Here is a 15,488-nt window from a genome sequence, read left to right as displayed (position 1 = left end):
GCACGGCGGTAGAGGCGAGGAGAACGACATGTGGCGGGGTCTGATCGAGGCGTACCGGGATCGGCTGCCGGTCACCGCGGCCACGCCGGTCGTCACGCTGCACGAGGGCAACACCCCGCTGTTGCCGGCGCCGGTGCTGTCCGCCCGGCTCGGTTGCGACGTGCACCTCAAGGTTGAGGGCGCCAACCCGACCGGCTCCTTCAAGGACCGGGGGATGACCCTCGCGGTGTCCAAGGCGGTCGAGGCCGGCAACAAGGCCATCATCTGCGCCTCCACCGGCAACACCAGCGCCTCCGCCGCGGCGTACGCGGCCCGGGCCGGGTTGACCTGCGCCGTGCTGGTGCCGCAGGGCAAGATCGCGCTGGGCAAGCTGGCCCAGGCGCTGGTGCACGGCGCCAAGCTGCTCCAGGTGAACGGCAACTTCGACGACTGCCTCGCGACGGCCGCCAAGCTCGCCCAGGACTACCCGGTCGCGTTGGTCAACTCGGTCAACATCGACCGGTTGCACGGCCAGAAGACCGCCGCCTTCGAGATCGTCGAGGCGCTCGGTGACGCGCCCGACATCCACTGCCTGCCGGTCGGCAACGCCGGCAACATCTCCGCGTACTGGATGGGCTACGCGGAGGAGCTGGCCGCCGGCGCCACCACCCGCACCCCGAAGATGTACGGCTTCCAGGCCGCCGGGGCGGCCCCGATCGTGACCGGTCAGGTGGTGCCGGAGCCGTCGACCATCGCCACCGCGATCCGGATCGGCAACCCGGCGAGCTGGACCAAGGCGTTGGATGCCCGGGACGCCTCCGGTGGTCTGATCGCGTCGGTGACCGACCGGGAGATCCTCTCCGCGTACCGTCTGCTCGCCCGCGAGGTGGGGGTCTTCGTCGAGCTGGGCAGCGCGGCCAGCGTGGCCGGCCTGCTGCAGCAGGCCGCGGCGGGCGCGGTGCCGCCCGGTTCCACTGTGGTCTGCACGGTGACCGGCCACGGGCTGAAGGACCCGGAATGGGCGATCTCCACCGCGCCGGCGCCGGTGACCATCGCGAACGACCCGCTGGCTGCGGCGCGCGCCCTCGACCTGGCCTGAGCGCGCCGGTGATCGGCGGCGGGTAGGCGGCACCCGGGGCGGCCCGGGGGCGGCGGGGGTCGGGGTATGCGAGTCCGGCACACTTTCGGGTATCCCCGCCCGCATTCTCGTTCAGGAGTGAGCCAGGCCGATGTCGCTGCTCGCCAGATTCAGCCTCGCCAACCGAGGGCTGATCGCCCTCATCGCGGTGGTGACCACGGTGTTCGGAGTGTTCGCCGTGCCGTCGCTGAAGCAGCAACTGCTGCCGTCGCTCGAGTTCCCGGCCGCGTTCATCGTGGCTCCCTACCCCGGCGCCGGCCCCGAGATCGTCGAGTCGCAGGTGACCGAGCCGATCGAGAACGCCCTCCAGGGCATCCCGGGGCTGGACCAGGTCACCTCCACCTCGCGCGAGGGGGCGGCCACCGTCCAGGTGACGTACGAGTTCGGCACCGACCTCGACGACGTGGTCAACAAGATGCAGACCGCGTTGAGCCGGATCGACGCCCAACTGCCGGAGGGCGTCGACCCGCAGGTCATCGCGGGTAGTACCGACGACCTTCCGGCGGTGGTGCTGGCCGCGGCCGGCACGGCGGACGAGCGGGCGCTCGCCGAGAAGCTGCGCGCGACCGTGGTGCCGGAGCTGGAGGGCATCGAGGGGGTACGCACGGTCGAGGTGACCGGCACCCGCGACGACGTCGTGGTGGTCACCCCGGACCCGGCGAAATTGGCCGCCGCGAAGATCCAGCCGACGGCGATCGGCGCGGCGCTGAAGACCAACGGCGTGGCGGTTCCGGCCGGCGCGGTGACCGACGGCGCGTTGGCCCTCCCGGTGCAGGTCGGCACCCCGATCTCCACCCTGGAGGAGCTGCGCGGCATCGTGGTCGCCCCGGCCGCGGCACCCGTTCGCCTCGGTGACGTGGCGACGGTCGAGCAGCAGCTCGCCCCGGCCACGGCGATCACCCGGACCAACGGCAAGGACAGCCTCGGTATCGCGGTCACCGCGGCACCGGACGGCAACGCCGTGCAGATCTCGCACGAGATCCGGGACCGGCTCGACGACCTGAAGGACGCCTCCGGCGCGGAGCTGACAGTGGTCTTCGACCAGGCGCCGTTCGTCGAGAAGTCGATCGAGTCGCTGACCACGGAGGGCCTGCTGGGCCTGGTGATGGCGGTCATCGTCATCCTGGTGTTCCTGCTGTCGGTGCGCTCGACGGTGGTCACCGCGGTCTCCATCCCGCTCTCCGTGCTGGTGGCGCTGATCGCCCTGTGGATCGGTGACTACTCGCTCAACCTGCTCACCCTCGGCGCGTTGACCATCGCGGTCGGTCGGGTGGTCGACGACTCGATCGTGGTGTTGGAGAACATCAAACGACACCTGGAGTACGGCGAGGAGAAACGGCACGCCATCATCACCGGCGTCCGCGAGGTGGCCGGTGCGGTGACCGCGTCCACCCTCACCACTGTGGCGGTGTTCGCGCCGATCGCGCTGGTCGGCGGGTTCGTGGGTCAGCTCTTCGCGCCGTTCGCGATCACCGTGACGGTGGCCCTGCTCGCCTCGCTGCTTGTGTCGCTGACCGTGATCCCGGTCCTCGCGTACTGGTTCCTCAAGCCGCGCGGCGGCACGGCGGACGACGAGGCGGTACGGCACGCCGCGGAGGAGAAGGAGCTGCGCAGCCCGTTGCAGCGGGCGTACCTGCCGGTGATCGGGTTCGCCACCCGCAAGCGGTCGACCCGTTGGATCACCGTCGGGCTCGGCCTGCTGGTGCTCTTCGGCACCTTCGGGCTGGCGCAGAAGTTGGAGACCAACTTCCTGGACGACTCCGGCCAGGACACCCTCAACATGAGCCAGGAGCTGCCGGCCGGCAGTGGCCTGGCGGCCACCGACGCGGCGGCCAAGCAGGTCGAGTCGGTGCTGTCCCGCACCGACGGTGTCGAGACGTACCAGGTGACCGCGGGCGGTGGGGACAACCCGTGGGCGGGCGGCGGCGGCAACAACGTCGCCAGCTGGTCGCTGGCGCTCGACGGTGACACCGACGCGAAGCAGATGCGTGAGGTGCTGCGCAAGGAGTTCGACAAGCTCGGCGCCGGTGTGGGTGAAATCAGTTTCGGTGGCGGGCAGGAGGCGTCGACCAGCCAGCTGGAGGTGATCGTCCAGGCCGGCGACCCGGAGGCGCTGACTCGGGCCACCGAGGAGGCGCGGGCCGCGATGGCCGGGGTCCCGGACGTCGAGGACGTCTCCACCAGCCTTGCCGCGCGGGTGCCGCGGGTCGACGTGGTGGTCGACCGGGTCGCCGCCGGTCGGGTCGGGCTCACCGAGGCCGCCGTCGGGCAGCTCTTGTCGCAGGCGTTCCGGGGAGCGCCGCTGGGTCAGGTAGCGCTCGACGGCCAGCAGCAGAACGTGGTGCTGCGGTTGGGCACGCAGCCGCCGGTGACCGTGGAGGAGCTGCGAGCACTGCCGGTTGGTCCGGTCAGGCTGGGCGACATCGCGCAGGTCACTCAGGGCGAAGGCCCGCAGCAGGTCACCCGGATCGACGGCGAGCGCAGCGTGTCGGTGACCGGCGCGGCGACCGGCTCGAACCTGGGCGCGACCAGCCAGGAGTTGCAGAAGCGGCTGGACGGCATCAACGTGCCTGGTGCGAGCTTCACCATCGGTGGTGTCAGCGCGGATCAGGCGGATGCCTTCGCGGACCTGGGCCTGGCGGTGCTGGCCGCGATCGCCATCGTCTTCCTGATCATGGTGGCCACGTTCCGCAGCCTCACCCAGGCGCTGATCCTGCTGATCTCCATTCCGTTCGCGGCGACCGGTGCGATCGGTCTGCTGTTGGTCACCGGGACGCCGCTCGGTGTGCCGGCGCTGATCGGTGTGCTGATGCTGGTCGGCATCGTGGTGACCAACGCGATCGTGTTGCTCGACCTGATCAACCAGTACCGGGCGCAGGGCATGGGGGTCCGGGAGGCGGTGGTCGAAGGTGGCCGTCGCCGGCTGCGCCCGATCCTGATGACGGCGGTGGCGACCATCTTCGCGCTGCTGCCGATGGCGTTCGGGTTGACCGGTGAGGGCGGCTTCATCTCTCAGCCGCTGGCGGTCGTGGTGATCGGTGGTCTGCTCAGCTCGACGCTGCTCACGCTGATCCTGGTGCCGACGCTCTACACGATGGTGGAGCACACCAAGGAGTCGCTACGGGGTCGGCGCGCACGGCGGCGCTCCGGAGGGTCGGAGGTGACCACGACGGAGACCGACGAGGTGCCAGCGCCGAACCAGGTCGCGGTGCCGAGCGCCGCGCCCGCCCCGGTTGCGGCCGAGGGTGTGCAGCCGGCCGGGCGACCCGCGCCGTCGGCCGCGTTGGTGGAGGGCACCGACCAGTTCGAGGTGCTGCGGCTGCCGCGTAGCCGCACCTCGCCGCTGCCTCCGGCGGAGCCGACCGAGTAGGTCGCAGCGCGGTTCGGAACGCCCTCGGCGGATTTTCGCCGGGGGCGTTCCAGCTTCATTCGACCGAAAACACTCCGACTCGACGCCCCCATACTTTGTGTAACTTCTTGCATACTCCTCGTAGACGGGTGGGGGTGTGGGTGAAGCGGGGGCGGGCGGATGGCCGAGGGCGCGCGCGGGTGGGGGCGACGCGACCTGCTGCGCCGTGGCCTGCTGGTGATGGGCGGTGTGGCCGTCGGCACCGGGACGTCGGAGGCGTGGCGGGTCAACCATCGCCGGATGCCGATCGCCGACGGCCCCGCTGGCGCCACCCTCGGTAACGGCCAGCAGGGTGTCGGCTCCGGCGCGCTGGAGGTCGTCTGGTCGGGGCGGACCAACCAGCGCCTGGTGGCCCTGACCTTCGACGACGGCCCGGCACCACAGTGGACTCCCATGGTGCTCGACACCCTGGCCCAGCACCGGGTGCCGGCCACCTTCTTCATGGTCGGGGCGCAGGTCCGCCGGCACGCCGAGGTCGTACGCGACCGGCTCGCCGGGCACGAGGTGGGGAACCACAGCTGGGAGCACCGGGACCTGGCCGAACTGGACGCCGCCCAGGCGTACGACGACCTGCGCCGCAGCCACGACGCGATCGCCGACCTGACCGGGGTGCCGCCGGCGCTCCTCCGCCCGCCGTACGGCCACCTGGGCGGGGCGGTGCTGCACGCGGCGGCCCGGCTGGACTATCGCCTGGTGCTCTGGTCGTTGCAGATGGTGGAGCGCGAGTTCCCCGACGATCCGGCCGGTCACGCCCTACGGATCGTGGCCGCGGTCCGACCGGGAACGATCGTGCTCGCCCACGATGTGGGGGCGCGCCGACGGCTGGTCGCACTGCGGGGGCTGACCGACATGATCAACGGGCTACGATCGCGCGGTTACACCTTCGTCACGGTCTCGGCGCTGCTGGGAGCGGGTATGACTCCGACGACGACCAGGTAGGGTCGCGCTCCGTGGCGTCCACCCTCTCGGTTCTGACCGGCAATCGGAGCTTCCGCAACCTGTTCCTCGCCGAACTGGTGGTCTTCGGCGCCGACTGGTTCGTCATGGTGCCGCTGCTGGTGCTGCTGCCGCACCTGACCGGCAGTGGCGTCTGGGGCGCGCTGGTGTTGGCGGTGGACACCGGCATCGTGGCGTTGCTGCTGCCGTACACCGGCACGATCGCCGACCGCTTCGACCGCCGGAAGATCATGATCGCCGCGAACGTGGCCGCGCTGGCGGGCGTGCTGCTGCTGCTCGGTGTGCGAAACGCCGGAACGGCCTGGCTGGCGCTGGTCGCGATCGGCGTGGTGGCGGTCGCCAAGGCGTTCTACTCGCCGGCCGCCCAGGCCGCGCTGCCCAACGTGCTGGAGCCGCACGAACTCGCCGCGGGCAACGCCGTCGCCGGCTCAGCCTGGGGCACCATGACCGTGGTCGGTGCCTCGCTCGGCGGCGTGCTCAGCACCGCTGCCGGCCCGTACGTCTGCTTCTGGGTCGCGGCGGCGGGCCTAGCGGTGGCCGCGGCCCTCGCCACCCGGATCCGCCGGCCGTTGCAGGCGCCCCGGGACGCCGACCAACCGGCACAGCGGACCTGGTCGGCGGTCCGCGAGGCGCTCGGCTACATCGGTCACCGCCCCCGGGTGCTCGCGCTGGTCACGGTCAAGTCCGCGGTGGGCCTGGGCAACGGCGTGTTGACAGTGTTTCCGCTGCTGGCCGGCGTGTACGGTGTCGGCCCGCTCGGCGCCGGTCTGCTCTTCGCGGTACGCGGCGCTGGAGCGTTGGTGGGGCCGATCCTGATGCGCCGGGTGTTGACCAACCGGGCCTGGCTGCTGCCCGGGCTCGCGTTGTCCATGTCGCTCTACGGCCTGTCCTACCTGGGCACCTCGGTGGTGCGATGGTTTCCGCTGGTGCTGCTGCTGGTCTTCGTGGCGCACTTCGCGGGTGGCAGCAACTGGGTGATGTCGAACTTCGCCCTTCAGGGCGAAGTTCCGGACCGGCTGCGGGGCCGCGTCTTCGCCACCGACATGATGCTGGCGACGCTGGCGATCTCGGTGAGTCAACTGGCGGTGGCCCTGGTGGTGGACTCGGTCGACGAGCGGGTGGTGCTCGCCGGCTGTGGTCTGATCACCCTCGTGTACGCGGTCGGCTGGCGGATCGCCACCCGCCGGCTGTCGCTCACCGATCCGGCCGTCGAGCCGGTCCCGGACCCGGCCGGCTGAACTCTGCGGTCCCAGGCAGCGGGCGCGGGACCGGTTCGTCGGTCCCGCGCCCTAGCATGAGCGCGTGCCGACGAACTTCACCGCCGAGCCGGTCCGGGTCCGCGTCCCGGCGACCAGCGCCAACCTGGGCCCGGGCTTCGACGCGCTGGGTCTCGCCCTCGGGCTCTACGACGACGTGGCCGCCGAGGTCGCCTCGGGCGGTGTCCGGGTGACAGTGACCGGGCAGGGCGCCGGTGAGCTGCCCGACGACGACCGGCACCTGGTGGTGAGGGCCATGCGCGCCGCGTTCGACGTGCTCGGGGCCCACCCCGCGGGGCTGAGCGTGGAGTGCGTCAACCGGATCCCCCAGGCACGTGGGCTGGGCTCCTCGTCCGCCGCGATCGTCGCCGGGGTGCTGTTGGCCCGCGCCCTGGTCGTCGATGGGGAGCACCGCCTCGACGACGCCGGCGCGTTGCGGCTGGCCGCCGAGATCGAGGGCCACCCCGACAATGTGGCGCCGTGCCTGCTCGGCGGTTTCACAGTGGCCTGGTCCGAGCCGGGCGGCGCCCGGGCGGTCTCCCTGCCGGTCGCCGCCGCGGTGCGGCCCACTGTTTTCGTTCCGGCGGAACGCGGTTTGACCGCGACCGCGCGGGCGGCACTGCCGGCGACCGTGCCGCACGGTGACGCCGCGTTGACCGCCGGGCGGGCAGCACTGCTGGTGCACGCGCTCACCACGGACCCGACCCTGCTGCTGCCGGCCACCGTCGACCGACTCCATCAGGATTATCGCGCAGCCGGGATGCCAGGCACGTCTGCCCTGGTCAGAGCGTTGCGAGGGGCCGATGTGGCAGCTGTGGTCAGTGGGGCGGGGCCGACTGTGCTGGCGCTCAGCCAGCCTCCAGCGGGCTTCCCAGTGGGAACAGACTGGGAGATCTGGCAGTTACCCATAGACGTCAGCGGCGCGCGGGTCGCGCGGGGTAGACTTGGACACGCCGAGCGGGACCCTGTTGCCGCAGGTCGGAAGAGTTGATTACGCTCTAGACCTAGCACAGCCGCGAAGCACGCGATCTCCTGCGGGGCGGCGCACCCCCGAAGCTCTCGGCGGTCAGCCCGTCTACCCCTGCCAAAGGCCCACGCCGCACCGCAGTTTCCACAGGTCGCCGCAGACGGCGAGACCTGCTCACCGACGTTGGTGAGTCGGGATACCGACCGGCTGCTGTGTCACAGACTCCCGCGACGCGTCCTTGCGAGGCGGGTGCACCGAGGCCGCCCGGCCACCTGAGCTCCGACTCCGGGCAGTCCCGGCCTTATCGAGGGAAGGAATCCATTGAGCGACACCACCGACGTGACGTCGGATGTTTCCAACGTCGCTGGCGATGCCACCGCCGCCGCTCCCGCCCGTCGTCGGCGTAGCGGCACCGGTCTGTCGGCGATGCTGCTGCCAGAGCTGCAGAGCCTGGCTGCGTCGCTCGGCATCTCCGGCACGGCTCGCATGCGCAAGGGCGAGCTGATCGCCGCGATTTCCGAGCGGCAGGGCGGCAACGCCGCCGGGACCCCTCGACCACGGGCCGAGGTCGCGGCCGCGGCCGCCCCGACCCGCGAGGGGGTGCGCGCCGAGGTGCGGGAGACCGCCGACCGGCCGGCAGCCGAAGGACGCGGTGTTGAGCAGGCGCCGGCCGAGCCGGCCGCCGAGACCGAGGGCCGCAGTCGCACCCGGCGGAGCCGGACCGCAACGGCGGAGGCCCGCACCACCGAGGCTCGCCCCGCTGAGGCGCGTGCGACCGAGGCGCGTGCGACCGAGACGCGTACCGACGAGGCGGAAGCCGGCGAGCGGGCCGACCGTGGCGAGAACCGCCGCGACCGGGCCGAGCGGACCGAGCGTGCCGATCGCGGCGAGCGGACCGAGCGTGCCGATCGCGGCGAGCGGACCGAGCGTGCCGACCGGACTGAGCGTGCCGACCGGACTGAGCGTGCCGACCGGACTGAGCGTTCCGACCGGGGCGAGCGTGCCGAGCGTCCGGAGCGTGCCGATCGGGCCGAGCGTGCCGACCGGGGCGAGCGGACCGACCGGACCGAGCGTGCCGACCGGGGCGAGCGGACCGAGCGTGCCGACCGGGGCGAGCGGACCGAGCGTGCCGACCGGGGCGAGCGCAACGACCGGACCGAGCGTGGCGAGCGTGCCGAGCGCAACGACCGGGGCGAGCGTTCCGACCGGGGTGAGCGGGCCGAGCGCAACGACCGACCCGATCGCGGTGACCGCAACGACCGCAACGATCGTGGTCAGCGTGCCGAGCGGGACAGCGACGACGACGACGAGGGTGGCGGCCGGCGCGGCCGGCGCAGCCGTTTCCGGGACCGTCGCCGCGGGCGCGGCGAGCGCACCGAGACCGGTGCCGACACCGGCGGGCGTGAGCCGCAGGTCAACGAGGACGACGTGCTCGTCCCGGTGGCCGGCATCATCGACGTGCTCGACAACTACGCCTTCGTGCGGACGACCGGTTACCTGGCCGGCCCGAACGACGTGTACGTCTCGATGTCCCAGATCAAGAAGTACGGCCTGCGCCGCGGTGACGCGATCACCGGTGCGGTGCGGGCGGCCCGAGAGGGCGGCAACAGCGGCGACCAGCGGCGCGACAAGTACAACCCGCTGATGCGGCTGGACACGATCAACGGGATGGAGCCGGAGGAGGCCCGGCGTCGACCGGAGTTCTACAAGCTCACCCCGCTCTACCCGCAGGAGCGCCTGCGGCTGGAGACTGAGCCGCACATCCTGACCACCCGGGTCATCGACCTGGTCATGCCGATCGGCAAGGGCCAGCGGGCACTCATCCAGTCTCCGCCCAAGGCGGGTAAGACGATGGTGCTGCAGGCGATCGCGAACGCGATCACCCGTAACAACCCGGAGTGCCACCTGATGGTGGTGCTGGTGGACGAGCGGCCTGAAGAGGTCACCGACATGCAGCGGTCGATCAAGGGCGAGGTCATCGCGGCCACGTTCGACCGTCCGCCGCAGGACCACACCACCGTGGCGGAGCTGGCCATCGAGCGGGCCAAGCGCCTCGTCGAGCTTGGGCACGACGTCGTCGTGCTGCTCGACTCGGTGACCCGGCTCGGTCGGTCGTACAACCTGGCGGCGCCGGCCAGCGGCCGGATCATGTCGGGTGGTATCGACTCCACCGCGCTCTACCCGCCGAAGCGCTTCCTCGGCGCGGCCCGCAACATCGAGAACGGCGGGTCGCTGACCATCATCGCCACGGCGCTGGTGGAGACCGGGTCCATGGCGGACACGGTCATCTTCGAGGAGTTCAAGGGCACCGGCAACGCCGAGTTGAAGCTGGACCGGAAGATCGCCGACAAGCGGACCTTCCCGGCCATCGACATCAACCCGTCCGGTACGCGTAAGGAAGAGGTCCTGCTCGCACCGGAAGAGCTGGCCATCATCCACAAGCTCCGGAAGGTGCTGCACTCGCTGGACTCGCAGGCCGCGATGGATCTCCTGCTGGACCGGCTCAAGCAGTCCCGCACGAACATCGAGTTCCTGATGCAGATCGCGAAGTCGACGCCGGGGGAGTAACCATCCCCGGGTGACGATGAAGGGGCACGGCCATCGCGGCCGTGCCCCTTCGCCATGTACCTCGTCGCCTTTGCCCGGGAGGGGGTGGCCGGCCCGGCACCTGCGATCGGTGGGAGCCGCAACGGGCGGGGGACGACGCCGACGGAGCGATGTCGGCGCGGCGAGTTGTTGGAATTTTCCTTCGGTTCAGTCGACAGGTATTGAAACTTCTATTCATATCCGGGTTGACTGTCGTCCATGCGTACCCGCAGACGATCCGCCCGCCGCACCGGCGTCCTGCTGCTGACGCCGCTGCTCGCCCTGGCCCTGTCGCCGCCGGCCACCGCCGCGCCCACCATCGACCCACCCACCGTGGCCTCATCGTCAGTGGCCTCACCCACCATCGCCGAGGACGCGCCGCCCGCGTCCTCCCGCCCCGCCGGCTCGGTCACCCTGGCTGCCGCCCCGACGGTCGCGACCGCCCCGACCGCCGACGCTGGTGGTCTCGAGCCGGCCGGCGGGCTGGAGACCACGACTGCCACCCGGCCGGTCGCGCCGGGCGTGCGGCTGACGTCCTTCGACCGGTACGACGCCGAGGGCTGGCTGCGCGCCGATGCGCTCACCACCGACCTGGGCGGCGGCTCCACCGTCGACTACGTCAACTCCGGCGCGGTCAGCCGAGCCGAGCCGCTGCGAAAGACGGTGGACCAGTCGCACGCGGTCGCCGCGGTCAACGGCGACTTCTTCGACATCAACAACTCCGGCGCCGCCCAGGGCGTCGGCGTCCGGAACGGCGAGCTGATCCAGTCGGGCGTCAGCGGTCACCGCAACGCGGTGGCGGTCACCACGAACGGGCTCGGGCGGGTGATCGAGGTGAACTTCGACGGCAGCGCCACACTGCCCACCGGGCCGGTCCCGCTGACCCAGTTCAACAACATGGTGCAGGCCGACGGCATCGGCGCCTTCACCGAGCTGTGGGGGACGTACTCCCGGCAGCGTGCCGTGGAGGGCGCGGCCCGGGTGGTCGAGGTCACGGTGACCGGCGGTCGGGTGGCCGCGGTGGGAAGCGTGGCCGGTAGCGGCCCGATCGTCGCAGGCAGCACCGTGCTGCTCGGCCGCGACCTCGGCGCCGACGCGCTGGCCGGCCTGCGCCCCGGTGACCCGGTGGCGGTGGCCTGGCGGCCGAAGCCTTCCGACGGCAGCACCCTGCACGCGGCGGTCGGGGGCGGCAACGTCCTGGTCCGCGACGGCGTCGTGCAGAGCATCGCCGACCCGACCCTCGCCCCCCGCACCGCAGTCGGGTTCAGCGCCGACGGTCGAAAGATGATCATGCTGACGGTGGACGGCCGTCAGGTCGACAGCCGCGGCGTGACGCAGACCGAGATGGGCCGGATGATGGCCGAGCTGGGCGCTCACCACGCGCTCAACCTGGATGGCGGCGGATCGTCCACGCTGCTGGCCCGGGAGCCCGGCGCGGCCGCCGTGCAGCTGGAGAACGGCCCCTCCGACGGCAGCGAGCGGGCCGTGCCCAACGGCCTGGCCATCTACGCGCCGAAGGGCAGCGGCCGACTCACCGGCTACTGGGTCGAGACGGCCAGCGACCCCACCGCCGCCCCGGGCGTCTCACCGGTGCGAGGTGGGCGGCCCGACCGGGTCTTCCCGGGGCTGACCCGCACCCTCACCGCCTCCGGCTACGACGAGACGTACGGCCCGGCGGCCGGCGCCCCCACCTGGCGGGCGACCCCGGCGGTACGCGGCCGGGTCGCCCGTGACGGCGTGTTCCGCGCCGGCGCACCGGGGGCCAGCACGGTCACCGCCGCACGGGGGCACGTCACCGGCTCGCTGAACCTCACAGTGCTCGGCCCGCTGGCCCGGATCGGCACCACCGCGCCGCGGGTCGGGCTGACCGGCCGGGACGGCAACGCCCTGGTCGGCGTGGTCGGGTACGACGCCGAAGGCAACACCGCCCCGATCGAGCCGGCCGACCTCACCCTCGACTACGACCGGGACCTGCTGCGGATCACCCCCACCGGGGACGGCAACCTGTCCATCGCCGCGTTGCGGGACACCGGTTCGGCCCTGGTGACCGTTCACGTCGGACGCACCAGCGCTGTCCTGCCGGTCACCGTCGGGCTGACCGACGTGCCGGTCGCCGGTTTCGACGACGCCTCGTCCTGGCGGTTCAGCCAGGCCCGCGCCAGCGGTTCGGTAGCGCCGGCGCCCGGGCACACCGGCACCGGCCTGCGAATGTCGTACGACTTCAGCCAGTCCACCGGCACGCGGGCCGCGTACGCCGACCCGCCCGCCTGGATCGAGGTGCCCGGTCAGCCGCAGGCCTTCGGGATGTGGATCCACGGCAACGGCACCGGGGAGTGGCCCAGCCTGCACCTGCACGACGCCCAGGACACCCAGCACGTGCTGCGTGGCCCGCTGATCACCTGGACCGGCTGGCGGTACGTGGAGTTCGCGGTGCCGGCCGGGGTGCAGTACCCGGTGCGGGTACGCCGCTTCTACGTCGCCGAGACGAACGCCGCGGCGCAGTACACCAGCGAGGTGATCATCGACGACCTGGTGGCGAAGGTGCCCCCGACTGTCGACGTGCCGGAGGTGGCCCCGCGTACCGATCGGGTGGTGGTCCGCGACGGCACTGTGGACGGCGCGCCGTGGCGGTTCGCGGTGCTCTCCGACGCCCAGTTCGTCGCCGCCGAACCGGACAGCGACCTGGTCGCCCAGGCCCGGCGGACGTTGCGCGAGGTGCGGGCGGCCCGGCCGGACTTCCTCCTGATCAACGGCGACTTCGTGGACACCGCCTACCCGGCCGACTTCGCGCTGGCCCGGCGGATCCTCGACGAGGAGTTGGGCGACGCGCTGCCCTGGTACTACGTGCCCGGCAACCACGAGATCATGGGCGCCCCGATCAGCAACTTCGCGGCCGCGTTCGGTGCCACCTCCCGGGTGTTCGACCACAACGGCACCCGGTTCGTCACGCTGAACTCGTCCACCGGGACGCTGCGCGGCGGAGGCTTCGACCAGGTACGGATGCTTCGCGAGACGCTGGACGCGGCGGCCACCGACCGGCGCGTGGGTTCGGTCGTCGTCCTGCACCACCACCCGCCGCGCGACCCCAGCCCGGCGCAGGCCAGCCAGCTCGGCGACCGCAAGGAGGCGGCGCTGCTGGAGCAGTGGCTGGCCGACTTCCAGCACCACACCGGCAAGGGCGCGCTCTTCGTGGGCGGGCACGTCGGCACCTTCCACGCCGACCGGGTGGACGGGGTGCCGTACGTGATCAACGGCAATGCGGGCAAGACGCCGTCCACCCCTGCCGACCAGGGCGGCTTCACCGGCTGGACGGAGTTCGGCGTGGACCCGGTGACCCCGGTCGAGGCCGACCGCGCCCGCCGTAACCCGCTCGCCGAGGGCCCGCGCTGGGTGGACGCGGAGTTCCACGTGCACGCCGACCGCCTCACGGTGGCCGCCCCGGCCAGCGTCGCGCTCGGCACCCCTGCGGCGGTCACCGCCACGCTGACCCAGCCCGGCGGGCGTACGGTCCCGGTGGCCGCGCCGGTCAGCGCCGACTGGTCGGCCTCGCCGGGAGTGCACGTCGGCTCGGCGGCCGGGGTGCGCCCCTGGCACACCGCCCGATTCGACCCGGCCACCGGCACCCTGACGGCACTGCGGCCCGGCGCGCCGATACGCCTGACGGTCGAGGTCAACGGCGCCCGTGCCGAGGCCACCATCACCGTCACCGGGTGAACTGTCCGGACGGGCCCCCCGCGGGGCCCGTCCGGACACCTCAGAAGTCGCCGTCGGCCACCTGGAAGACGGTGAGACCGAGGGATCGCCACATCTGGACCACCTGGACACGGTCGTCGAAGACGCCGGCCACCCGGTAACGATCCCGGATCTCCCGGTCGTAGATCTCCCGCTTGACGATCGAGTCCTTCCGGGAGTCGCCGATGGCCCGCAGGTGCAGGCCCAGGTAGGGCACTCGTACGTGCCGGGCCAGCCACGCCTCGGTGGCCGCGCGGGCGGAGGCGTCCCGCCCGGAGCAGAAGACCACCCCGTACCCGGCGGCGTGCATCGCCCGGACCGCCGCGATCACCGCCGCGTTCGGCTGGTCCTGGCCCACCCGGGTCATGTCGTACGGGCTGCGGGAGACGGCCAGCGCGACGGTGCCGTCGATGTCCACCAGGACGATCTCCGGTGGCTCGGTCGACGGCGGGTGCACCACGGCGGGGCGTCCGGTACGGGCCTGCGGCACCGGCAACGGCAACTCCCGACCCTCCAGGTACCGCTCGTGCAGCCGGCGGATCGCGTCCGCACCGACCTGGTCGGCGGCCGGCCGGGCGGCGTCGCGGCGCAGGCACTCGTCCAGTGGCACGTCGGTGAAGTCGTGCACCTCGAAGTCCGCGCCGTGGCGGGCGGCCAGCTCGGCCCAGTCACGCAGCGTCCGTGAGCGCAGGTTGGTGTCGTCCACGCAGACGTCCGCGCGGGCCCGCAGCAACGCCTCGACCTGGGCCCGCTGGACGACGGTCACCTGGGCCTCGGCCCACTGGGTGAAGAGCCGCTCGCCGTGCAGCATCCGGCGCAGGTCGTCCCGGTTGACCCGGACCACGGAGGGCTGGAGCGTGCGGGCGAACGTCGTCTTGCCCGAGGCGGGCAGTCCCCGGGTGGCGATCAGGCGGGTCATCGACGCACCTTCGGCTCGACGGGTGTACCCCGGCCGGGGTACCTGGCGGCGATCCGCCGGGTGCGCGAATGCCCCGTTGGCCGGCGGGAATGCGGACGGGTAGGCACGTGTTGACGATGCCGGACGAGGTGTGCGGCCCGATTACCGGGTCGGCTCAGGCCCATGGCACACTGGTCAATCGGCCACCGGTTCCGGTTCACGCCCGAGCCCGTCGCGTACGGCGCGACGAGCGATGACGGCGACCCGGCGACCACCAACGAGAGGACCGAGGCGAGATGAAGTCAGGCATCCACCCGGAGTACGTGACCACCGAGGTCAGCTGCTCCTGTGGCAACACGTTCACGACCCGCAGCACCGCCAAGGGCGGGGCGATCCACGCCGAGACCTGCAGCGCCTGCCACCCGTTCTACACCGGTAAGCAGCGCGTTCTCGACACCGCCGGCCGGGTCGCGAAGTTCCAGCAGAAGTACGCCAAGGTTCAGGCCAAGAAGGCCAAGTAACTCCTCGTTCGGCGCCCGCGTCCGGTTTTCCGCCGGATGCGGGCG

The 15,488-nt window shown here is 72.1% G+C and carries 9 protein-coding genes; 8 read left to right on the top strand and 1 reads right to left on the bottom strand.

Going from position 1 to position 15,488, the window contains the following annotated elements; all coding sequences use genetic code 11:
• The first annotated feature begins 28 nt into the window (after window positions 1-28).
• The 7 genes from thrC (at window position 29) to ACIA47_RS19260 (ending at window position 14,006) form a co-directional block, all read left to right on the top strand.
• Window positions 29-1,078, top strand: coding sequence for a threonine synthase (thrC, locus tag ACIA47_RS19290; protein WP_112625875.1), 1,050 nt, complete (start codon window positions 29-31; stop codon window positions 1,076-1,078).
• A gap of 130 nt (window positions 1,079-1,208) precedes the next feature.
• The gene (locus tag ACIA47_RS19285; protein WP_396709542.1) at window positions 1,209-4,487 is read left to right on the top strand and encodes an efflux RND transporter permease subunit; all 3,279 of its coding nucleotides are present in this window, start codon (window positions 1,209-1,211) and stop codon (window positions 4,485-4,487) included.
• Window positions 4,488-4,646: 159 nt separating this feature from the next.
• Entirely contained in the window at window positions 4,647-5,465 is an 819-nt protein-coding gene (locus ACIA47_RS19280) for a polysaccharide deacetylase family protein (RefSeq protein WP_396709540.1), read from the top strand.
• 11 nt (window positions 5,466-5,476) lie between these two features.
• On the top strand, window positions 5,477-6,721 hold the full coding sequence (locus ACIA47_RS19275; RefSeq protein WP_091405921.1) for an MFS transporter: 1,245 nt from the start codon (window positions 5,477-5,479) through the stop codon (window positions 6,719-6,721).
• 64 nt (window positions 6,722-6,785) lie between these two features.
• On the top strand, window positions 6,786-7,730 hold the full coding sequence (thrB, locus tag ACIA47_RS19270; protein WP_396709537.1) for a homoserine kinase: 945 nt from the start codon (window positions 6,786-6,788) through the stop codon (window positions 7,728-7,730).
• A gap of 297 nt (window positions 7,731-8,027) precedes the next feature.
• Complete coding sequence (gene rho, locus ACIA47_RS19265) at window positions 8,028-10,274, top strand: transcription termination factor Rho (protein WP_396709535.1); 2,247 nt, start codon at window positions 8,028-8,030, stop codon at window positions 10,272-10,274.
• A 237-nt stretch (window positions 10,275-10,511) separates the two neighbouring features.
• Window positions 10,512-14,006 (top strand): phosphodiester glycosidase family protein, encoded by a 3,495-nt coding sequence (locus tag ACIA47_RS19260; RefSeq protein ID WP_396709532.1) that lies wholly within the window; start codon window positions 10,512-10,514, stop codon window positions 14,004-14,006.
• Window positions 14,007-14,046: 40 nt separating this feature from the next.
• Here the strand turns inward: ACIA47_RS19260 and ACIA47_RS19255 are convergent, their stop codons facing one another.
• Window positions 14,047-14,943 carry an AAA family ATPase gene (locus tag ACIA47_RS19255; protein WP_396709530.1) on the bottom strand — a complete coding sequence of 299 codons (897 nt, stop codon included), beginning with the start codon at window positions 14,941-14,943 and terminating at the stop codon, window positions 14,047-14,049.
• A 275-nt stretch (window positions 14,944-15,218) separates the two neighbouring features.
• On the opposite strand from ACIA47_RS19255, the gene rpmE reads away from it, so the two are divergent.
• Window positions 15,219-15,443 carry a 50S ribosomal protein L31 gene (rpmE, locus tag ACIA47_RS19250; protein WP_124821187.1) on the top strand — a complete coding sequence of 75 codons (225 nt, stop codon included), beginning with the start codon at window positions 15,219-15,221 and terminating at the stop codon, window positions 15,441-15,443.
• Window positions 15,444-15,488 lie beyond the last annotated feature (45 nt).

Origin of the sequence: Micromonospora sp. NPDC051227 (genome assembly GCF_044455385.1) — a bacterium.
Lineage (GTDB): Bacteria > Actinomycetota > Actinomycetes > Mycobacteriales > Micromonosporaceae > Micromonospora.
Note: the sequence above shows the minus strand (reverse complement) of the source record. Positions and strands in the feature narration are given on the sequence as shown.